We start from the raw sequence: 20,083 nt of genomic DNA on the forward strand, positions 1-20,083 counted from the left end.
CTACAGGCATAACGTGTCTGCAAGCGTCTAGCTTGCCCCATCATTTTGGGCATTGAGTTGACTAGGGAAGTTGCTATTGCATGTGGCGTGAAACCAAAATTCTGCTGATTGATGACGATAGCGTCCGCCGCCGCGATTTGGCGGTGATTTTAAATTTTCTCGGCGAAGAAAATTTACCCTGTGGTAGCCATGACTGGCAGCAGGCTGTCGGCTCTTTGTCATCAAGTCGTGAAGTGATCTGTGTCCTCATCGGGACGGTCAATGCTCCTGGCGCACTTCTGGGCTTGTTAAAGACACTCGCAACCTGGGATGAGTTCCTTCCGGTTTTGTTAATGGGTGATAATTCTTCCGTTGACTTGCCCGAAGACCAGCGTCGCCGAGTGCTTTCGACCCTGGAAATGCCACCCAGCTACAGCAAATTGCTCGACTCGCTGCACCGTGCCCAGGTCTATCGCGAGATGTATGACCAGGCCCGCGAGCGCGGTCGTCATCGCGAACCCAATCTTTTCCGCAGCCTTGTCGGCACCAGCCGGGCGATTCAGCACGTCCGTCAGATGATGCAGCAAGTGGCCGATACCGACGCCAGTGTGCTGATCCTTGGTGAGTCCGGTACTGGCAAGGAAGTGGTTGCGCGCAACCTGCACTATCACTCCAAGCGTCGTGACGCGCCGTTCGTTCCGGTCAACTGCGGGGCGATCCCGGCCGAGTTGCTTGAAAGCGAATTGTTCGGCCACGAGAAGGGCGCTTTCACCGGCGCCATTACCAGCCGTGCCGGGCGTTTCGAGCTGGCCAACGGCGGCACCCTGTTCCTCGACGAAATCGGCGACATGCCTTTGCCGATGCAGGTCAAGTTGCTGCGCGTCTTGCAGGAGCGCACCTTCGAGCGCGTGGGTAGCAACAAGACCCAAAGCGTCGACGTGCGCATCATTGCGGCGACCCACAAGAATCTCGAAAGCATGATCGAGATCGGTACCTTCCGCGAAGATTTGTACTACCGCCTGAACGTGTTCCCGATCGAAATGGCGCCGCTGCGTGAGCGTGTCGAGGACATCCCGTTGCTGATGAACGAGTTGATCTCGCGCATGGAGCACGAGAAGCGCGGTTCGATCCGCTTCAACTCGGCGGCGATCATGTCGCTGTGCCGTCACGGCTGGCCGGGCAACGTTCGCGAACTCGCCAACCTGGTGGAGCGCATGGCGATCATGCACCCGTACGGGGTGATCGGCGTGGTCGAATTGCCGAAGAAATTCCGCTACGTCGATGATGAAGACGAGCAACTGGTCGACAGCCTGCGCAGCGATCTTGAAGAGCGGGTGGCCATCAACGGCCATACACCGGACTTCACCGCCAACGCCATGCTGCCGCCGGAAGGCCTGGATTTGAAAGACTATCTCGGTGGTCTGGAGCAGGGCCTGATTCAGCAGGCGCTGGATGATGCCAATGGCATCGTGGCGCGTGCCGCAGAACGCCTGCGTATTCGTCGCACCACGCTGGTGGAAAAGATGCGCAAGTACGGCATGAGCCGTCGTGACGGTGATGAACAGGCGGATGATTGACGCCTGTTTTTCAAGTCATTCATTTATAGGCGGTTTTTTTTAGGCACGGGTATTGCTACATCCCTCGCAACGTTCCGTTTAACTGACGGTCAGCCAAGCGAGAGAGCACGATGCCCCAAGCCGCCCAGATGTCTCCTGTCCCTGATGCTTCGGGGCAACCGTCGTCCGTAGAGCAGGCAAGCCGGCTTGGCCTTGAGCAGGCATTCTCGCTGTTCAACCAGATGTCGAGCCAGTTGACTGATTCCTACAGCATGCTTGAAGCCCGGGTCACCGAGCTCAAGGGCGAACTGGCAGTGGTCAGCGCTCAGCGCATGCAAGAGCTGGCGGAAAAGGAGCGCCTGGCCAACCGTTTGCAAAACCTTCTCGATCTGTTGCCTGGCGGCGTCATCGTCATCGATGCCCAGGGCATTGTGCGTGAAGCCAACCCAGCGGCTTGCGAGTTGCTCGGTCTGCCCCTCGAAGGCGAGCTCTGGCGCCATGTCATCGCCCGCTGCTTTGCCCCCCGCGAAGACGACGGTCACGAAATCTCCCTCAAGGACGGTCGGCGTCTGTCGATCGCCACTCGTTCGCTGGATGCCGAGCCTGGGCAGTTGGTATTGCTAAACGACCTGACTGAAACCCGTCATCTGCAAGATCAACTGGCCCGTCACGAGCGCCTGTCGTCCCTCGGGCGAATGGTCGCTTCGTTGGCTCATCAAATTCGAACCCCGTTGTCTGCCGCTTTGCTCTACGCCAGTCATCTGACTGAGCAGGAGTTGCCGGTCGCCACGCAACAACGTTTCGCCGGGCGCCTGAAAGAGCGTTTGCATGAACTGGAGCATCAGGTTCGCGACATGTTGGTGTTCGCTCGCGGCGAGCTGCCGTTGACCAACCGCGTCACGCCGAAGCAACTGATGCAGTCGCTGCAATCGGCGGCGCTGACCCATGTTCAGGACCTGCCGATTCGCTGGCAGTGCGACAGTCACGCCGGTGAGTTGCTGTGCAATCGCGACACCCTGGTCGGCGCGATCCTCAATCTGATCGAGAACGCGATTCAGGCCAGTGCCGGAGCTGTCCGCTTGAAGGTGCATTTCTACACCCGCGAAAACAGCCTGCGCGTGTGCGTCAGTGACAGCGGCAGCGGCATCGATGGCACGGTGCTGGAGCGTCTGGGCGAGCCGTTTTTCACCACTAAAACCACCGGGACCGGCCTGGGCCTGACCGTGGTCAAGGCAGTGGCCCGTGCTCATCAGGGAGAATTGCAGTTGCGCTCGCGGCCGGGTCGCGGCACCTGTGCGCAAGTCATCCTGCCGCTTTTTTCCGGTGAGCAGCCCAACGCTCGGGGAGCGGAGTGAAGGACATGGCAATCAAGGTTCTGCTGGTCGAGGATGATCGCGCGCTACGCGAAGCACTGGCCGATACGCTGCTGCTCGCGGGGCACGATTACACGGCCGTCGGTTCGGCGGAAGAAGCGCTGGCGACGGTCGGCAACGAGGCGTTCAGCCTGGTGATCAGCGACGTCAATATGCCGGGCATGGACGGCCATCAGTTGCTCGGTTTGCTGCGAACGCGCCAGCCGCAGTTGCCGGTGTTGCTGATGACCGCTCACGGCGCTGTCGAGCGGGCCGTCGATGCGATGCGCCAGGGCGCGGCGGATTATCTGGTCAAGCCGTTCGAGCCCAAAGCCTTGCTCGACCTGGTGGCGCGGCACGCATTGGGCGCGCTCGGTGCGACCGAGAGCGAAGGGCCGATCGCCTTCGAGCCGGCCAGCGTGCAATTGCTGGAACTGGCCGCGCGGGTCGCGCGCAGCGATTCGACGGTATTGATCTCCGGCGAGTCCGGGACCGGTAAAGAAGTCCTGGCGCGTTACATCCATCAGCATTCCCATCGCGCCAGTCAGCCTTTCATTGCGATCAACTGCGCGGCGATCCCCGACAACATGCTCGAAGCCACCTTGTTCGGTCACGAAAAAGGTTCCTTTACCGGCGCCATCGCGGCGCAGGCCGGCAAGTTCGAGCAGGCCGATGGCGGCACGATCCTGCTCGACGAGATTTCCGAAATGCCCCTCGGGCTCCAGGCCAAATTGCTGCGGGTGTTGCAGGAGCGCGAAGTCGAACGAGTCGGCGCTCGCAAGCCGATCTCCCTGGACATCCGGGTGGTGGCGACCACTAACCGTGACTTGTCCGGTGAAGTGGCGGCGGGGCGGTTCCGTGAAGACCTCTTTTATCGGTTGTCGGTGTTTCCACTGGCCTGGCGTCCGCTGCGCGAGCGTACCGCCGACATCCTGCCGCTGGCCGAGCGTCTGCTGGCCAAACACGTCAATAAAATGAAGCATGCAGCGGCGAAACTGTCGCCCGAGGCGCAGGCGTGCCTGATCGGTTATCCATGGCCGGGCAACGTACGTGAACTGGACAACGCCATCCAGCGTGCCTTGATTCTGCAGCAGGGTGGCTTGATCCAGCCTCAGGATTTCTGTCTGTCCGGGCCGGTGGCCTGTGCGCCGTTGTCGGCATTGGCGCCGGCGCGGGCGGCGGAGGTCGAGACTGAATCGGCCGGGGCGTTGGGTGATGACCTGCGCCGCCGTGAATTCCAGATGATCATCGACACCTTGCGCTCCGAACGCGGTCGCCGCAAAGAAGCCGCCGAGCGATTGGGTATCAGCCCGCGCACCTTGCGCTACAAGCTGGCGCAGATGCGCGATGCCGGAATGGATGTGGAAGCGTACTTGTTTGCCACCTGACACGGTTTTTGTAGCAGCTGGCGAAGCCTGCGTCCGGCTGCGCAGCAGTCGTAAAGCCTGAACACTCGGTCTTTCTGAAACTCCGCGCTGGCTGATTTCACGACTGCTGCGCAGCCGGACGCAAACTTCGCCAGCTGCTACAGAATTGAGACACGGCTCGAAAGATTGGAATGAGGGCTAAGGAAGGGCTTTTGTTCAATGCAGCCACGGAGCTGGCACCCTTGTTGCTAACACCTCACTACCCGCCGAGTGAGTGTCAAAAAATTGCGGGTCGCCAATGAGAGTAGATCATGAGCCAAGGTATTGAATTTAATCGATTGATGCTGGATATGCGTTCCATGCAAATGGATGCCATGTCTGCGCCTAAATCGACTGCCGCAGTCCCTGAACTGGGTGGCAGCAGCTTTTCCGACATGCTCGGTCAGGCTGTCAATAAAGTGAACGACACCCAGCAAGCGTCCAGTCAGTTGGCCAGTGCCTTCGAAATTGGCAAGAGCGGCGTCGACCTGACGGACGTGATGATTTCCTCGCAGAAGGCCAGCGTGTCTTTTCAGGCGTTGACCCAAGTGCGCAACAAGCTGGTTCAGGCATACCAAGACATCATGCAGATGCCGGTTTAAGGACGAATTGAGTCATGGCAGAAGCAGTCGCCGATAACGTTCCGGCCAAGGCCACTCCGATAGACGGCAAACCGCCGCTGTTCGGGTTGTCTTTCCTGGAAAACCTCTCCGAGATGACCATGTTGCGTCAGGTGGGCCTGTTGGTCGGCCTGGCTGCGAGCGTGGCGATTGGTTTTGCCGTGGTGCTGTGGTCGCAGCAGCCGGACTACCGGCCTCTGTACGGCAGCCTTGCCGGTATGGACGCCAAACAGGTCATGGATACCCTGGCCACCGCCGATATTCCCTACACCGTTGAACCCAACTCCGGTGCCTTGCTGGTCAAGGCCGATGACCTGTCCCGTGCGCGGCTCAAGCTCGCGGGCGCTGGTGTCACTCCCAGCGATGGCAACATCGGTTTTGAAATCCTCGACAAGGACCAGGGCCTGGGGACCAGCCAGTTCATGGAAGCGACCCGTTATCGTCGCGGCCTCGAAGGTGAATTGGCCCGGACCATTTCCAGCCTGAACAACGTCAAGGGTGCCCGCGTGCACCTGGCGATTCCGAAAAGCTCGGTGTTCGTGCGTGACGAACGCAAGCCAAGCGCTTCGGTGCTGGTTGAACTGTATTCCGGTCGCTCGCTGGAGCCGGGTCAGGTGGTGGCGATCATCAATCTGGTCGCGACCAGCGTTCCCGAGCTCAGCAAATCCCAGATCACCGTGGTCGACCAGAAAGGCAACCTGCTGTCGGATCAGGCGGAAAACTCCGAACTGACCATGGCCGGCAAGCAATTCGATTACAGCCGTCGCATGGAAACCATGCTGACCCAGCGCGTGCACAACATCCTGCAACCGGTGCTGGGCAACGACCGCTATAAAGCCGAAGTCTCGGCCGACGTGGACTTCAGTGCCGTCGAGTCGACCTCCGAGCAGTTCAATCCGGATCAACCGGCGTTGCGCAGCGAGCAGTCGGTCAACGAACAACGCACCGCCAGCAATGGCCCGCAAGGTGTGCCGGGTGCCTTGAGCAACCAGCCGCCATCGCCAGCCTCCGCGCCGCAAACCACCGGTGGCAGCACCGCGGCGGCCGGTATGGTTCAGCCAGGCCAGCCGTTGATCGATGCCAACGGTCAGCAAATCATGGACCCGGCCACCGGTCAGCCGATGCTGGCGCCGTACCCGGCGGACAAGCGTCAACAATCCACCAAGAACTTCGAGCTCGACCGTTCGATCAGCCACACCAAGCAACAGCAGGGCCGATTGAATCGCCTGTCGGTGTCGGTCGTCGTGGATGATCAGGTCAAGGTCAACGCCGCCAATGGCGAGACCACTCGTGCGCCGTGGAGCGCCGATGAATTGGCGCGCTTCACTCGCCTGGTGCAGGACGCCGTCGGTTTCGACGCCAGCCGTGGTGACAGCGTCAGTGTGATCAACATGCCGTTCTCCGCCGAGCGCGGTGAAGTGATTGCCGATATTCCGTTCTACTCCCAGCCATGGTTCTGGGACATCGTCAAGCAAGTGCTGGGTGTCTTGTTCATCCTGGTGCTGGTGTTCGGTGTGCTGCGTCCGGTGCTCAACAACATCACCGGTGGCGGAAAAGGCAAGCAGCTGGCCGGCATCGGCAGCGACGTGGAGCTTGGTGGCATGGGCGGCCTGGACGGCGAACTGGCCAACGACCGCGTCAGCCTCGGTGGTCCGCAAAGCATCCTGCTGCCGAGCCCGAGCGAAGGCTATGACGCACAGTTGAATGCAATCAAGAGTCTGGTGGCAGAAGATCCGGGTCGCGTGGCCCAGGTCGTGAAAGAGTGGATTAACGCAGATGAGTGATAACCGAGCCGTTGCCGCCAAACTGACCAAGGTCGACAAAGCCGCGATTCTGCTGCTGTCCCTGGGTTCGACCGATGCTGCCCAAGTGTTGCGCCACATGGGGCCCAAAGAGGTCCAGCGTGTGGGTGTGGCCATGGCGCAGATGGGCAACGTCCATCGCGAGCAGGTCGAGCAGGTCATGAGCGAGTTCGTCGACATCGTCGGCGACCAGACCAGCCTGGGCGTCGGCTCCGACGACTACGTGCGCAAAATGCTCACCCAGGCGCTGGGCGAAGACAAGGCCAATGGCCTGATCGATCGCATCCTGCTGGGCGGCAACACCAGCGGCCTCGACAGCCTGAAGTGGATGGAACCGCGCGCCGTCGCCGACGTGATCCGTTACGAGCACCCGCAGATCCAGGCGATCGTCGTGGCGTATCTCGACCCGGACCAGGCCGGTGAAGTGCTTGGCAACTTCGACCACAAGGTGCGTCTGGACATCATTCTGCGGGTTTCCTCGCTGAACACCGTGCAGCCAGCCGCCCTGAAAGAACTCAACCAGATTCTCGAGAAGCAGTTCTCCGGCAACTCGAATGCCTCGCGTACCACCCTGGGTGGCATCAAGCGTGCGGCCGATATCATGAACTTCCTCGACAGCTCGATCGAAGGTCAGTTGATGGACTCGATTCGCGAAGTCGACGAAGACCTGTCCGGTCAGATCGAAGACCTCATGTTCGTGTTCAACAACCTGTCCGATGTCGACGACCGCGGAATCCAGGCGTTGCTGCGCGAAGTGTCCTCCGACGTGCTGGTACTGGCCCTCAAGGGGTCGGACGAAGGCGTCAAGGAAAAGATCTTCAAGAACATGTCCAAACGAGCGGCCGAACTGTTGCGCGACGACCTCGAGGCCAAAGGCCCGGTGCGCGTCAGCGACGTGGAAACCGCGCAGAAAGAAATCCTCACCATTGCCCGCCGTATGGCCGAAGCCGGAGAAATCGTTCTCGGCGGGAAGGGCGGCGAAGAGATGATCTAAGGTCACTATGTCGTCCAAACATGATGAGTCCCAGACCGACCTGATCCGAGGCAAGGCCGTCGCCGGTTTCGACGTCTGGGCGTTGCCCAGTTTCGATCCTTTTGTGCCGGAGCCCGAGCCGGAACCTGAGCCCGAACCGCCGGAAATGGAAGAAGTGCCGCTGGATGAAGTCCAGCCACTGACCCTCGAAGAACTCGAAAGCATCCGTCAGGAGGCTTACAACGAAGGCTTCGCCATCGGCGAGAAAGAAGGCTTCCACAGCACCACGCTCAAGGTCCGTCAGGAAGCCGAAGCTGTCCTGGCGCCGAAGGTCGCGGGCCTGGAACAGCTGATGGCCAACCTGTTCGAGCCCATCGCCGAGCAGGACACCCAGATCGAAAAGTCCATGGTCGACCTCGTGCAGCACATCACCAAACAGGTGATTCAGCGCGAACTGGCCATCGACTCGACGCAAATCGAACACGTCATGCGCGAAGCTCTCAAGCTCTTGCCGCTGGGCGTGGGTAACGTGCGGCTGTACATCAATCCGCAGGATTTCGAACAGGTCAAAGCCCTGCGCGAGCGCCATGAAGAAACCTGGCGCATCGTCGAAGACGAATCCCTGCTGCCCGGGGGTTGCCGGGTCGAGACCGAACACAGCCGCATCGACGCCACCGTTGAAACCCGCGTTGCCCAAGTCATGGCCAAGCTCTTCGATCAGTTGCACGACCAGGCCTTGCACCCGGCCGCACCGGATCTGAGCCTGGAACTGCCGGTCGACGAAAAGCCTGCGGTCGCTCCGACACTGGACGACCCCGATGCGCCTTGATCGCACCAGCTTCGCCAAGCGCCTGGGCAGTTACGCCGAGGTCACTACGCTGGCGGGGGCGCCGATCCTCGAAGGCCGTCTACTGCGCATGGTCGGCCTGACCCTCGAAGCCGAAGGCTTGCGCGCCGCCATGGGCAGCCGCTGCATGGTCATCAACGACGACAGTTATCACCCGGTGCAGGTCGAAGCCGAAGTCATGGGCTTCTCCGGCAGCAAAGTGTTCCTGATGCCGGTCGGCAGCGTCGCCGGCATTGCGCCCGGTGCCCGAGTGGTTCCTATGGCAGACACTGGCCGCTTGCCGATGGGCATGAGCATGCTCGGGCGGGTGCTGGACGGCGCCGGTCGTGCGCTGGATGGCAAGGGCGGCATGAAGGCTGAAGACTGGGTGCCGATGGACGGCCCGACCATCAACCCGCTCAAGCGCGAACCGATCAGTGAACCGCTGGATGTAGGCATTCGCACCATCAACGGTTTGTTGACGGTCGGTCGCGGTCAGCGTCTCGGTCTGTTCGCCGGTACCGGCGTGGGTAAATCCGTGCTGCTGGGCATGATGACCCGCTTCACTGAGGCCGACATTATCGTGGTCGGGCTGATCGGTGAGCGGGGTCGTGAAGTTAAAGAGTTCATCGAGCACATCCTCGGTGAAGAAGGGCTCAAGCGTTCGGTGGTCGTCGCCTCGCCGGCGGACGATGCGCCGCTGATGCGTCTGCGCGCCGCCATGTACTGCACACGCATCGCCGAATATTTCCGCGACAAGGGCAAGAACGTCTTGTTGCTCATGGATTCGCTGACCCGTTTCGCCCAGGCCCAGCGGGAAATCGCCCTGGCCATTGGCGAACCGCCCGCGACCAAAGGCTATCCGCCGTCGGTGTTCGCCAAGTTGCCTAAACTGGTGGAACGGGCCGGTAACGCCGAGAAGGGCGGTGGTTCGATCACCGCGTTCTACACCGTATTGTCCGAAGGCGATGACCAGCAGGACCCGATTGCCGACTCGGCGCGAGGCGTGCTCGACGGGCACATCGTGCTGTCCCGACGCCTGGCGGAAGAAGGTCATTACCCGGCCATCGATATCGAAGCCTCCATCAGCCGGGTCATGCCGTCGGTGGTCAGCCCCGAGCACATGGCGCGCGCGCAGATGTTCAAGCAGTATTGGTCGCGCTATCAGCAAAGCCGCGACTTGATCAGCGTCGGTGCCTACGTGCCGGGCGGTGATCGAGAAACCGACGTCGCGATTTCCCTGCAGCCAGCCATGACCACTTATCTTCGTCAGGGCTTGAACGACAACATCGGCATGGGCGCCAGCGAAAACCATCTCGCCTCGATCTTCGCCCCGGCAGCGGGCGGCTAACCGGCCATGGCCCTGAGCCGCGCGGCACGCCTGGCACCCGTAGTGGAAATGGCTGAAAAGGCCGAAAAAACCGCGGTTATGCGCCTCGGGCACTTCCAGGGCCAGGTTCGAGTGGCGGAAAGCAAACTCGCCGACCTCGAAAACTTTCGCCTCGAATACCAGGAACAATGGATCGTGCGTGGCAGCACGGGCGTTTCCGGCCAGTGGCTGCTCGGCTATCAGGGCTTTCTTGCACAACTGGGCACCGCCATCGATCAGCAGCGCCAAAGCCTGAACTGGCACCAGAACAACCTGAACAAGGCGCGCGATTCCTGGCAGCAGGCGTTTGCCCGGGTCGAAGGCCTGCGAAAACTTGTACAGCGCTACATGGACGAGGCGCGGAAGCTGGAAGACAAGCGCGAGCAGAAGCTGCTGGACGAGTTGTCCCAGCGTTTGCCGCGGCATGATCCGTATTGAGTCAGTCGGACCGCGTTATCGTTCTTCGCGGGCAAGCCTCGCTCCTACAGGATCCGTGTCGTTCGTAATTGCTGTGTACGACACAAAACCTGTAGGAGCGAGGCTTGCCCGCGAAGGCGGTCTGACAGACGCCACAATTTCCCGCCTTGCTCCCGTCCCCGCCAAGTGCTAAACCTTGTACACGTACGTTTACCCATGACAAGGAAGCCGATAAATGCCAGTCGTTACAAAAGTCTCCCGGGATGGGAAAAAGCTGACGATTTCGGTCGAAGGTCGATTCGATTTCGCCAAGCATCAGGAATTCCGTGAATCCTACGAGAGGCTTGAGCAAAAGCCCGAATCGTTCGAGGTGGATCTTAAAGCAGCCACCTACCTCGACAGTTCCGCGCTCGGCATGCTCTTGCTGTTGCGTGATCACGCCGGCGGCGAGAATGCCGAAATCACGTTGACCAACGCCAACGCCGATGTGCGCAAGATTCTCGCCATCTCCAATTTCGAACTAATCTTCGACGTTGCATGACCGCCATGCAGCCGCTCGAACCGCTGACGATCCTCATCGCCGAAGACAGCGCGGCCGATCGCATGCTGTTGTCGAGCATCGTCCGTCGCCAGGGCCATCAGGTGCTGACGGCCGCCAACGGTGCCGAAGCGGTCGAAGCGTTTCGCGAGCAACGGCCGCACTTGGTGCTGATGGACGCCATGATGCCGGTGATGGACGGTTTCGAAGCGGCTCAGCAGATCAAGGCGCTGGCTGGGGAAACCCTGGTGCCGATCATCTTCCTGACGTCGCTGACCGAAAGCGAGGCCCTGGCCCGCTGTCTGGAGGCGGGTGGTGACGATTTTCTGGCCAAGCCTTACAACCAGGTGATTCTCGCCGCCAAGATCAAGGCCATGGACCGCTTGCGCCGGTTGCAGGCCACGGTGCTGCAGCAGCGTGACCTGATCGCCAGGCATCACGACTACTTGCTCAACGAGCAGCGGGTTGCCAAGGCCGTGTTCGACAAGGTGGCGCATTCGGGCTGCCTGAGTGCGCCGAACATCCGCTACCTGCAATCCCCGTATGCGCTGTTCAACGGCGACCTGCTGCTCGCGGCGTTCACTCCGGCTGGCGACATGCACGTGCTGCTGGGTGATTTCACCGGTCACGGTTTGCCGGCTGCGGTGGGCGCCATGCCGCTGGCTGAAGTCTTCTACGGCATGACCGCCAAGGGCTACGGCCTGGCCGAGACCCTGCGCGAGATGAATGCCAAGCTCAAGCGCATCCTGCCGGTGGACATGTTCTGCTGCGCCACCTTGCTGTGCCTGAGCTTTCAGCGACGCTCGGTGGAAGTCTGGAACGGCGGGATGCCGGACGGGTACTTGCACAGCATCGCCAGCGGTGAGCGCACACCGCTGAAGGCGCGGCACTTGCCACTGGGCGTGCTCAGCCCGCAAACCTTCAATGACCGCACCGAAGTATTCCCGATGGCCGTTGGCGATCGAGTGTTTTTGCTGTCGGACGGGGTCATCGATACCTGCGATGCCAACGAACAGTTGTTTGGTGTGGAGCGGTTGCAGCGGGTGTTTGCGGCCAATCGCCAGCCAGACGCGCTGTTCGAAGAGATAGAGCAAGCGCTGCGGGATTTTCGTGGCGAGGCGCGCGATGACGTGAGCATGGTCGAGGTCAGTCTGCTGGAGGCCGCGCAACTGATCCCGCCGGCGCCGGTGTATTCCGACAGTGGCCAGTCCTGTCCGCTGGACTGGTCGGTGAGTTTCGAATTTCGTGCCGCGACCCTCAAACGTTTCAATCCGCTGCCGTACCTTTTGCAATTGTTGCTTGAGGTCCACGGTCTGCGGGCTCAGAGTGGCGCACTCTACAGCGTGTTGGCAGAGCTTTATTCCAATGCCCTCGAGCACGGCGTGCTGGGTCTGGACTCAAGCCTCAAGCGCGATGCTTCGGGGTTTGCGCGCTATTATCAAACGCGCAATGAACGACTGGAAGCGTTGCAAGACGGCTATGTGCGGGTGCATTTGCAGGTCGAGCCGACGGACAAGGGCGGGAGCCTGATTGTGCGGGTCGAAGACAGTGGCAAAGGCTTTGATGTGGCGCGGGTGATGGAGCGTCCCGTTGAGGGTGGCCGTCTGTCGGGACGCGGCGTCAGTCTGATCCGTCAATTGAGTCGTAGCGCGAGCTGGTCCGACGATGGTCGAAGTGCCCGCGTGGAATTTTTCTGGGAGGCTCTGGCATAATTCACCCATTCTTGATCAAGGAGTGAGCAAGTGGCTGACACACATCTGGACCGCGACGTGCTGAGTGCGTTGCAGGAAGTCATGGAGGATGAGTATCCGACGTTGCTGGATACGTTCATCGCCGACTCCGAAGAGCGCTTGCGCATTTTGCGAAAGGCTGAAGATGCCGCGCAACTCATGAATGCCGCCCATAGTTTCAAGGGCAGCAGCAGCAATATGGGCGCCGTTCGCCTCGCCGAGCTGTGCAATGAGCTTGAGCAGCGCGCCAGGCAAAAAAGCCTTGCGGGTATTGAAGCGCTTGTCGGAGAAATCGACGGCGAATTTGCCATTGTCCGACCGCTTTATGAAGCAGAGCGACAGCGCTCTCTCGCGGACTGACGCGACCGTCCGGCGCTTTTAGCCTCTGTCGAGCCAACCTGGCTCGACCTTTGCATTCATCTCACTCAACTGTACCTACGATCCCAGTGCAGCGGAGACCGTTTTATGCCCGTTACCCCCAATTCGCTTCTGCAGGCCGTCGCGACGGCCAAGACTCAAGTCGCCCCCGCCAATACCCCGGCGCAGGGCTCTGAGCCAGGGGACAAGGCGTCCAGCTTCGCTGATGTTTACGCCGATCAAACCCAGAACAAGCCTTCTGTGGTTGCTGATAAATCGGCTAAACCGGCTACCGAAAATGCCTCGCAAACCCCCGGCAAACCGGATGTCAGCGGCGAGAAACCTGCCGCCCCGGAACCGGCGGTTGCCGATAGCGGCAATTCCTTGCCCGCCGATAAACCGGCGCCGACCGATGACACAGCTGCCAGCGACGACCAGCCCGAGACCGCTGAAACGCCGGTGGCCGATACGGCGCCTGTTGATCCGAGCCTCGACCCGGCCCTGGATCCTGCGTTGATGCAGGCGGTACAGCCGTTGGTAACCGTGCCGGCCGTGCAAACCGCTGCGCCCGTTGTCACGACCGCACAGCCACAGGCTGAAACGCCGGTTGCCGCCGCCGTTGTGGCCGCGTCTGCGCCAGTGGCGACGGCCACCGATAGCGATTTCGATCCCGAAGCTGATCCGCTCGACGCATTGCCCGCCGTGCGCATGGCCATGGAGCAGAGCGGTCACGTATCCGCCAGCAGCCAGGCCCAGCCAAAAGCCAGTTCTGCCCAAGCCCAGGCTGACGGTGAGCTGACGGCGGCGCAGAATTTTGCCGCCGGCATGGCCAGCATGCTCGACGTGCAAGCCGACAAGGACAGCACCAGCCAGGGTGGTGAGAAAGCCTTCAGCGGCCTGATCGATAGCGGCCTCAAGGATCTGACCTCCGCCAGCAGCGATACCCGTGTCGATGACTTCGCCAACCGTCTGGCGGCACTGACCCAGGCGGCCACCCCGAAAACCGCCAATGCCTTGCCGGTGAACCAGCCTATCGCCATGCATCAGAGCGGGTGGACCGAGGAAGTGGTCAACCGCGTCATGTATCTTTCCAGCGCCAACCTCAAGGCGGCTGACATCCAGTTGCAACCGGCTGAACTGGGGCGTCTCGATATCCGGGTGAACATGGTTCCGGACCAGCAGACTCAGGTCACCTTCATGAGCGCCCATCCAAGCGTTCGCGAAGCGCTGGACAGTCAGATGCATCGCCTGCGTGACATGTTCTCGCAGCAGGGCATGGGCCAGGTCGACGTCAATGTGTCCGACCAGTCTCGTGGCTCGCAAGGTCAGGGCCAGGATCAGGCTCAACAGGGGCAGGGCGGTCGGACCAATTCCAATGGAGGTCGTCTTGACGCCATGGATGAAGAGGTCGCGCCAAGCGTCGCCGAAGTGGCGGCAACCACTACCAGCGTGATCGGCTCCAGCGCGGTCGACTACTACGCCTGATCCCACGCGTTCCCTGTAGGAGCGAGGCTTGCCCGCGAAGAACGATAACGCGGTCTGGCTGATACACCGCGGCGCCTGTTTCGCGGGCAAGCCTCGCTCCTACAATTGATCGCCATTCGCTGTCTCCCTACCTCCCGACACTTCTGGCATAACACTTGCTCTTGCCTTGCCGTGCGACTGTGAAAACTAGAATAGTGACGGATTATTGGCATGGCGAAGAGCGACGCAGTAGTAAAAGACCCCGCAACCAAAGGCAAGGTCAAGCTGATCATTGTGATCGTGGTGGCCCTGTTGCTGGCGGTCGGCATGTCCGTGGGGGCGACCTGGTTCTTCATGCACAGTGCCCAGAGCAAGCCTGCCGCCGCTGAAACCGCTGTGGTCGGCAAGCAGCCAGCGATTTTCGAGCCCATGGCCCCGGCCTTCGTGGCCAATTACAACGTGAACGGTCGCCAGCGCTACATGCAGGTGAGCATCACCCTGCAAGGCCGCAATCAGGTTGATCTGGAAGCGCTCAAAGTGCACATGCCGGTGATCCGCAACAACCTGGTCATGCTGTTCTCCGGCCAGGACTTCGCCACACTGGCGACCCCGGTCGGTCAGGAGATGTTGCGTCAGAAGGCCACGGCCAGCGTCCAGGAAGTGGCGCAGAAAGAACTCGGCAAAGTGGTTATCGAACAGCTGCTTTTTACTAATTTCGTACTGCAGTAGGAACACGACATGGCCGTGCAGGACCTGCTGTCCCAGGATGAGATCGATGCGCTGTTGCATGGCGTCGACGATGGTCTGGTACAGACCGATAACGCTGCCGAACCCGGCAGCGTCAAAAGCTACGACCTGACCAGCCAGGATCGCATCGTCCGCGGACGCATGCCGACCCTGGAAATGATCAACGAGCGTTTCGCCCGCTACACCCGCATCAGCATGTTCAACATGCTGCGCCGCTCGGCGGACGTTGCCGTCGGTGGCGTGCAGGTGATGAAGTTCGGCGAATACGTGCACTCGCTGTACGTGCCGACCAGCCTCAACCTGGTCAAGATCAAGCCGTTGCGCGGCACCGCGCTGTTCATCCTCGACGCCAAACTGGTGTTCAAGCTGGTGGACAACTTCTTCGGCGGCGACGGCCGTCACGCCAAGATCGAAGGGCGTGAATTCACCCCCACCGAACTGCGCGTGGTGCGCATGGTGCTGGAGCAGGCCTTCGTCGATCTGAAGGAAGCCTGGCAGGCGATCATGGAAGTGAACTTCGAGTACATCAACTCGGAAGTGAACCCGGCCATGGCCAACATCGTTGGCCCGAGTGAAGCGGTTGTCGTGTCCACCTTCCACATCGAACTCGATGGCGGTGGCGGCGACCTGCACGTGACCATGCCGTACTCGATGATCGAACCGGTGCGCGAAATGCTCGACGCCGGCTTCCAGTCGGATCTGGACGATCAGGACGAGCGCTGGGTCAACGCCCTGCGCCAGGACGTGCTGGACGTAGACGTGCCGATCGGTGCCACGGTTGCCCGCCGCCAGTTGCGCTTGCGCGACATCCTGCACATGCAGCCGGGGGATGTGATCCCGGTCGAGATGCCGGAAGAGATGATCATGCGCGCCAACGGCGTGCCGGCCTTCAAGGTCAAGATGGGCTCGCACAAAGGCAACCTCGCGTTGCAAGTGATCGAGCCGATCGAGCGCCGCTGACCGGCGCTCCAACCCCCCTATTAATTGGCTGCTCTTGATTGAGCAGTTGCCCGCCGAGGACAAATGATGAACGACGATATGAACGCCCAGGACGACCAGGCACTGGCTGATGAATGGGCTGCCGCCCTGGAAGAAACCGGTGATGCCGGCCAGGACGACATCGACGCCTTGCTGGCTGCCGACGCCGCCGGTTCGCCGTCCAATCGTCTGCCGATGGAAGAGTTCGGCAGCGTGCCGAAGAACCACGACCCGGTCACCCTGGACGGTCCGAACCTCGACGTGATCCTCGACATCCCGGTGTCGATTTCCATGGAAGTGGGCAGCACCGACATCAACATCCGCAACCTGCTGCAACTCAACCAGGGTTCGGTGATCGAGTTGGATCGCCTGGCCGGTGAACCGCTGGACGTGCTGGTCAACGGCACCCTGATCGCCCACGGCGAAGTGGTCGTGGTCAACGAGAAGTTCGGCATCCGCCTGACCGACGTGATCAGCCCAAGCGAACGTATCAAGAAGCTGCGCTAAGTGAAAAGGGTTCTGGGGTTTGCATTGGCGTTGCCGTTCAGCGCTCTGGCCGCCGAGCCGGTTGCGACGGCGACAGCCGCCGCGCCGGCAGTCAGTAGCGGTGTGGCCGGGCAATTGACGCAGTTGGTGTTCGGCTTGCTGCTGGTGCTGGGGTTGATCTTTTTCCTCGCCTGGCTGTTGCGCCGGGTCCAGCAGGCCGGGCCGGCCGGCAAGGGGCAGGTGATCGAGATTGTCGGTTCTCGTGCCTTGGGTCCCCGCGACCGTTTGATGCTGGTGCAAGTCGGCAACGAGCAGATTCTGCTTGGCCTGAGCCCCGGCACGATCACTGCACTGCATGTGCTTAAAGAGCCGATTGAAGTGCCGACCACCACCGAGAAAGCGACTCCGGAGTTTGCCCAGCATCTGCTGAAGATACTCGGCAAGGATCAGAAGGATAAGAAGTAATGGGTGCGTTACGCATCGTCTTGACGCTGGCCCTGATGCTGGTCGCGCCGCTGGCGTTCGCCGCCGATCCGTTGTCGATCCCGGCGATCACCCTGGGCACCAACGCCAATGGCGCTCAGGAATACTCGGTCAGCCTGCAAATTTTGCTGATCATGACCGCGCTGAGTTTCATTCCGGCGTTCGTCATGCTGATGACCAGTTTCACCCGGATCATCATTGTGTTCTCGATCCTGCGTCAGGCCCTGGGCCTGCAGCAGACGCCATCGAACCAGATTCTCACGGGCATGGCGCTGTTCCTGACCCTGTTCATCATGGCGCCCGTATTTGACCGGGTGAATCAGGACGCCTTGCAGCCGTATCTGGCGGAAAAACTCACCGCTCAGGATGCCGTGGCCAAGGCCCAGGTGCCGATCAAGGACTTCATGCTGGCGCAGACGCGCAGCAGCGACCTCGAGCTGTTCATGCGCCTGTCCAAGCGCACTGACATCGCGTCGCCGGATCAGGCGCCGCTGACTATTCTGGTGCCAGCCTTCGTCACTTCCGAGCTGAAAACCGCGTTCCAGATCGGCTTCATGATCTTCATTCCGTTCCTGATCATCGACCTGGTCGTGGCCAGTGTGCTGATGGCGATGGGTATGATGATGCTCTCGCCGCTGATCATTTCCCTGCCGTTCAAGATCATGCTGTTCGTGCTGGTGGATGGCTGGGCGTTGATCATCGGCACTTTGGCGAGCAGCTTCGGCGGCGTGTCGCCATGACGCCGGAAGTCGCGGTAGACATCTTTCGCGAAGCGCTGTGGCTGACCACGATGATGGTGGCCGTGCTGGTGATTCCGAGTCTGCTGGTGGGCCTGTTGGTGGCGATGTTCCAGGCCGCCACGCAGATCAACGAACAGACCCTGAGCTTCCTGCCGCGCTTGCTGGTCATGCTGGTGACGCTGATCGTTGCCGGGCCCTGGATGGTGCAGACTTTCATGGAATACATCCTGCAGTTGTACGGCAGTATTCCTCAGGTCATCGGCTAAACCATGTCGCTGCTGCAGCTGACCGATACCCAGATCAGTACCTGGGTGGCGACGTTCATGTTGCCGCTGTTTCGCATCGGTTCGTTGCTGATGGTCATGCCGATTTTCGGCACGACGCTGGTGCCCACGCGCGTTCGTCTTTACTTCGCCTTGGCGATCACCTTCGTGATCGCTCCGGGCTTGCCGCCGATGCCGCCGGTCAACGCACTCGATCTGAGCGCGCTGCTGCTGATCGCCGAACAAATCATCATTGGCGCGGTGTTGGGCTTTTCCTTGCAGCTTTTTTTCCAGGCTTTCGTGGTCGCGGGACAAATTGTCGCGATCCAGATGGGTATGGGCTTCGCCTCGATGATCGACCCTACGAACGGTGTATCGGTGGCGGTGATCGGGCAGTTTTTCACCATGCTGGTGACCCTGCTGTTCCTGTCGATGAACGGCCATCTGGTGGTGTTCGAAGTCCTCACCGAAAGCTTCACCACGCTGCCGGTCGGTGGTGGGTTAATGGTTCATCATTTCTGGGAACTGGCCGGCAAACTCGGCTGGGTACTCGGTGCGGCGTTGTTGCTGGTGTTGCCGGCGATCACGGCGTTGCTGGTGGTCAACATTGCGTTTGGCGTGATGACCCGGGCAGCGCCGCAGTTGAACATCTTCTCGATCGGCTTCCCACTGACCCTGGTGCTCGGACTGTTCATTGTCTGGGTCGGCCTGGCGGACATTCTCAATCAGTATCAACCGCTGGCCTCCGAGGCCTTGCAGTTGTTACGCGAACTGGCACGGGCGCGCTGAGTCATGGCTGAGAGCGAAAGCGGTCAGGACAAAACAGAAGACCCCACGGAGAAACGTAAAAAGGACTCCCGGGACAAGGGCGAGATTGCGCGCTCCAAGGAGCTCAACACCCTGGCGGTCATGCTGGCCGGTGCTGGCGGGCTGCTGATTTTCGGTGGAGCCCTGGCGCAGGACATGATGGAGCTGATGCGGATGAACTTCACGCTGTCGCGGGAAGTGATTCTGGATCAGCGCAACATGGGCACTTTCCTGCTGAACTCGGGGCTGATCGCCCTGCTGTCGATTCAGCCGGTGATGATCACCTTGTTGCTGGCCGCGTTGCTCGGTCCGATTTCCCTCGGTGGCTGGCTGTTCGCGGCGGGCTCCCTGGCGCCGAAATTCAGTCGCATGAACCCCGGTGCGGGGCTCAAGCGAATGTTCTCGGCCAAGGCGCTGGTCGAACTGCTCAAGGCGTTGGCGAAGTTTTTCATCGTGCTGTTCGTGGCGCTGGCGGTGTTGTCTTCCGACATCGACGATTTGATGCGCATTGCCCATGAACCGTTGGACATGGCGATCATTCACAGCCTGCAAGTGGTCGGCTGGAGCACTTTGTGGATGGCTTGCGGGCTGATCATCATCGCCGCCGTCGACGTGCCGGTGCAGCTGTGGGAAAGCCACAAGAAACTGCTGATGACCAAGCAGGAAGTGCGCGACGAACACAAGGATCAGGAAGGGCGGCCGGAGGTCAAACAGCGCATTCGCCAGTTGCAGCGCGAGATGTCCCAACGCCGGATGATGGCGGCCATCCCCGAGGCCGACGTGGTCATTACCAACCCGACGCACTACGCCGTCGCCCTCAAGTACGATCCCGACAAGGGCAGTGCGCCGGTGCTGCTGGCGAAGGGCAGTGACTTCCTCGCCCTGAAGATTCGTGAAATCGCCGTGGCCAATAATGTGCTGTTGCTAGAGTCGCCAGCCCTGGCACGTTCGATTTACTACTCCACCGAGCTGGAGCAGGAAATCCCCGGTGGGTTGTATCTGGCGGTTGCCCAGGTATTGGCCTACGTCTACCAGATCCGCCAGTACCGGGCGGGCAAGGGCAAGCGTCCGGATCCGCTGAAGGATGATTTGCCGATCCCGCCGGATTTGCGGCGTGATTCCTGAGTTTTGTGCGGGTAGTGCCGGCCTCTTCGCGGGGAAGCCTCGCTCCTACCGTTTTTGAGTCGGTC

The 20,083-nt window shown here is 60.7% G+C and carries 21 protein-coding genes; all 21 read left to right on the top strand.

Annotated elements, in window-relative coordinates:
• Positions 1-80: 80 nt before the first annotated feature.
• The 21 genes from ACIQV9_RS06450 (at position 81) to flhB (ending at position 20,018) form a co-directional block, all read left to right on the top strand.
• Positions 81-1,556: a sigma-54 dependent transcriptional regulator gene (locus ACIQV9_RS06450; protein WP_403099431.1), complete on the top strand. Its 1,476-nt coding sequence runs from the start codon at positions 81-83 to the stop codon at positions 1,554-1,556.
• 128 nt (positions 1,557-1,684) lie between these two features.
• Positions 1,685-2,890 (top strand): sensor histidine kinase, encoded by a 1,206-nt coding sequence (locus ACIQV9_RS06455; RefSeq protein ID WP_403099579.1) that lies wholly within the window; start codon positions 1,685-1,687, stop codon positions 2,888-2,890.
• A 5-nt stretch (positions 2,891-2,895) separates the two neighbouring features.
• Complete coding sequence (locus tag ACIQV9_RS06460; RefSeq protein WP_403099434.1) at positions 2,896-4,275, top strand: sigma-54-dependent transcriptional regulator; 1,380 nt, start codon at positions 2,896-2,898, stop codon at positions 4,273-4,275.
• 290 nt (positions 4,276-4,565) lie between these two features.
• Positions 4,566-4,895, top strand: coding sequence for a flagellar hook-basal body complex protein FliE (fliE, locus tag ACIQV9_RS06465; RefSeq protein WP_010456962.1), 330 nt, complete (start codon positions 4,566-4,568; stop codon positions 4,893-4,895).
• A 14-nt stretch (positions 4,896-4,909) separates the two neighbouring features.
• Positions 4,910-6,697 (top strand): flagellar basal-body MS-ring/collar protein FliF, encoded by a 1,788-nt coding sequence (gene fliF / locus ACIQV9_RS06470; protein ID WP_403099437.1) that lies wholly within the window; start codon positions 4,910-4,912, stop codon positions 6,695-6,697.
• Positions 6,690-7,709, top strand: a complete 1,020-nt coding sequence (gene fliG / locus ACIQV9_RS06475) for a flagellar motor switch protein FliG (RefSeq protein WP_007894195.1) — start codon at positions 6,690-6,692, stop codon at positions 7,707-7,709. The genes fliF and fliG overlap by 8 nt, the downstream gene beginning before the upstream one ends.
• A gap of 7 nt (positions 7,710-7,716) precedes the next feature.
• A complete protein-coding gene (fliH, locus tag ACIQV9_RS06480) occupies positions 7,717-8,517 on the top strand; it encodes a flagellar assembly protein FliH (protein WP_403099440.1) in 801 nt (266 codons plus the stop codon).
• Positions 8,507-9,865: a flagellar protein export ATPase FliI gene (fliI, locus tag ACIQV9_RS06485; RefSeq protein ID WP_403099445.1), complete on the top strand. Its 1,359-nt coding sequence runs from the start codon at positions 8,507-8,509 to the stop codon at positions 9,863-9,865. The genes fliH and fliI overlap by 11 nt, the downstream gene beginning before the upstream one ends.
• A gap of 6 nt (positions 9,866-9,871) precedes the next feature.
• Positions 9,872-10,321 carry a flagellar export protein FliJ gene (gene fliJ / locus ACIQV9_RS06490; RefSeq protein WP_403099448.1) on the top strand — a complete coding sequence of 150 codons (450 nt, stop codon included), beginning with the start codon at positions 9,872-9,874 and terminating at the stop codon, positions 10,319-10,321.
• A gap of 214 nt (positions 10,322-10,535) precedes the next feature.
• Positions 10,536-10,841 (top strand): STAS domain-containing protein, encoded by a 306-nt coding sequence (locus tag ACIQV9_RS06495; protein ID WP_403099450.1) that lies wholly within the window; start codon positions 10,536-10,538, stop codon positions 10,839-10,841.
• Positions 10,842-10,846: 5 nt separating this feature from the next.
• Positions 10,847-12,550, top strand: coding sequence for a SpoIIE family protein phosphatase (locus ACIQV9_RS06500; protein ID WP_403099582.1), 1,704 nt, complete (start codon positions 10,847-10,849; stop codon positions 12,548-12,550).
• Between the two features lie 30 nt (positions 12,551-12,580).
• A complete protein-coding gene (locus tag ACIQV9_RS06505; RefSeq protein WP_403099452.1) occupies positions 12,581-12,928 on the top strand; it encodes an Hpt domain-containing protein in 348 nt (115 codons plus the stop codon).
• Between the two features lie 105 nt (positions 12,929-13,033).
• A complete protein-coding gene (locus tag ACIQV9_RS06510; RefSeq protein WP_403099456.1) occupies positions 13,034-14,410 on the top strand; it encodes a flagellar hook-length control protein FliK in 1,377 nt (458 codons plus the stop codon).
• 210 nt (positions 14,411-14,620) lie between these two features.
• The gene (gene fliL, locus ACIQV9_RS06515; protein WP_403099460.1) at positions 14,621-15,118 is read left to right on the top strand and encodes a flagellar basal body-associated protein FliL; all 498 of its coding nucleotides are present in this window, start codon (positions 14,621-14,623) and stop codon (positions 15,116-15,118) included.
• Positions 15,119-15,127: 9 nt separating this feature from the next.
• Complete coding sequence (gene fliM / locus ACIQV9_RS06520) at positions 15,128-16,096, top strand: flagellar motor switch protein FliM (protein ID WP_010456950.1); 969 nt, start codon at positions 15,128-15,130, stop codon at positions 16,094-16,096.
• A 66-nt stretch (positions 16,097-16,162) separates the two neighbouring features.
• A complete protein-coding gene (gene fliN, locus ACIQV9_RS06525; protein ID WP_403099462.1) occupies positions 16,163-16,621 on the top strand; it encodes a flagellar motor switch protein FliN in 459 nt (152 codons plus the stop codon).
• Complete coding sequence (gene fliO, locus ACIQV9_RS06530) at positions 16,622-17,065, top strand: flagellar biosynthetic protein FliO (RefSeq protein WP_403099464.1); 444 nt, start codon at positions 16,622-16,624, stop codon at positions 17,063-17,065.
• A complete protein-coding gene (fliP, locus tag ACIQV9_RS06535; RefSeq protein ID WP_010456947.1) occupies positions 17,065-17,823 on the top strand; it encodes a flagellar type III secretion system pore protein FliP in 759 nt (252 codons plus the stop codon). Before fliO ends, fliP begins: the two co-directional genes overlap by 1 nt.
• Positions 17,820-18,089, top strand: a complete 270-nt coding sequence (fliQ, locus tag ACIQV9_RS06540; protein ID WP_219095676.1) for a flagellar biosynthesis protein FliQ — start codon at positions 17,820-17,822, stop codon at positions 18,087-18,089. The genes fliP and fliQ overlap by 4 nt, the downstream gene beginning before the upstream one ends.
• A gap of 3 nt (positions 18,090-18,092) precedes the next feature.
• Entirely contained in the window at positions 18,093-18,875 is a 783-nt protein-coding gene (gene fliR / locus ACIQV9_RS06545) for a flagellar biosynthetic protein FliR (protein ID WP_403099467.1), read from the top strand.
• 3 nt (positions 18,876-18,878) lie between these two features.
• Complete coding sequence (gene flhB, locus ACIQV9_RS06550) at positions 18,879-20,018, top strand: flagellar biosynthesis protein FlhB (protein WP_403099469.1); 1,140 nt, start codon at positions 18,879-18,881, stop codon at positions 20,016-20,018.
• Positions 20,019-20,083: the final 65 nt, after the last annotated feature.

The organism is Pseudomonas sp. NPDC099000, assembly GCF_044759925.1.
Taxonomy (GTDB): domain Bacteria; phylum Pseudomonadota; class Gammaproteobacteria; order Pseudomonadales; family Pseudomonadaceae; genus Aquipseudomonas.

What these genes read in the sequence shown, in the direction of transcription:
- fliQ (WP_219095676.1), top strand. Translation starts at nt 17,820, where the DNA reads ATGACGCCGGAAGTCGCGGTAGACATCTTTCGCGAAGCGCTGTGGCTG.
- ACIQV9_RS06500 (WP_403099582.1), top strand. Translation starts at nt 10,847, where the DNA reads ATGCAGCCGCTCGAACCGCTGACGATCCTCATCGCCGAAGACAGCGCG.
- ACIQV9_RS06495 (WP_403099450.1), top strand. Translation starts at nt 10,536, where the DNA reads ATGCCAGTCGTTACAAAAGTCTCCCGGGATGGGAAAAAGCTGACGATT.
- ACIQV9_RS06450 (WP_403099431.1), top strand. Translation starts at nt 81, where the DNA reads ATGTGGCGTGAAACCAAAATTCTGCTGATTGATGACGATAGCGTCCGC.
- fliR (WP_403099467.1), top strand. Translation starts at nt 18,093, where the DNA reads ATGTCGCTGCTGCAGCTGACCGATACCCAGATCAGTACCTGGGTGGCG.
- ACIQV9_RS06460 (WP_403099434.1), top strand. Translation starts at nt 2,896, where the DNA reads ATGGCAATCAAGGTTCTGCTGGTCGAGGATGATCGCGCGCTACGCGAA.
- fliI (WP_403099445.1), top strand. Translation starts at nt 8,507, where the DNA reads ATGCGCCTTGATCGCACCAGCTTCGCCAAGCGCCTGGGCAGTTACGCC.
- flhB (WP_403099469.1), top strand. Translation starts at nt 18,879, where the DNA reads ATGGCTGAGAGCGAAAGCGGTCAGGACAAAACAGAAGACCCCACGGAG.
- fliE (WP_010456962.1), top strand. Translation starts at nt 4,566, where the DNA reads ATGAGCCAAGGTATTGAATTTAATCGATTGATGCTGGATATGCGTTCC.
- fliN (WP_403099462.1), top strand. Translation starts at nt 16,163, where the DNA reads ATGAACGACGATATGAACGCCCAGGACGACCAGGCACTGGCTGATGAA.
- fliM (WP_010456950.1), top strand. Translation starts at nt 15,128, where the DNA reads ATGGCCGTGCAGGACCTGCTGTCCCAGGATGAGATCGATGCGCTGTTG.
- fliH (WP_403099440.1), top strand. Translation starts at nt 7,717, where the DNA reads ATGTCGTCCAAACATGATGAGTCCCAGACCGACCTGATCCGAGGCAAG.
- fliJ (WP_403099448.1), top strand. Translation starts at nt 9,872, where the DNA reads ATGGCCCTGAGCCGCGCGGCACGCCTGGCACCCGTAGTGGAAATGGCT.
- fliF (WP_403099437.1), top strand. Translation starts at nt 4,910, where the DNA reads ATGGCAGAAGCAGTCGCCGATAACGTTCCGGCCAAGGCCACTCCGATA.
- fliP (WP_010456947.1), top strand. Translation starts at nt 17,065, where the DNA reads ATGGGTGCGTTACGCATCGTCTTGACGCTGGCCCTGATGCTGGTCGCG.
- fliG (WP_007894195.1), top strand. Translation starts at nt 6,690, where the DNA reads ATGAGTGATAACCGAGCCGTTGCCGCCAAACTGACCAAGGTCGACAAA.
- ACIQV9_RS06455 (WP_403099579.1), top strand. Translation starts at nt 1,685, where the DNA reads ATGTCTCCTGTCCCTGATGCTTCGGGGCAACCGTCGTCCGTAGAGCAG.
- ACIQV9_RS06510 (WP_403099456.1), top strand. Translation starts at nt 13,034, where the DNA reads ATGCCCGTTACCCCCAATTCGCTTCTGCAGGCCGTCGCGACGGCCAAG.
- fliL (WP_403099460.1), top strand. Translation starts at nt 14,621, where the DNA reads ATGGCGAAGAGCGACGCAGTAGTAAAAGACCCCGCAACCAAAGGCAAG.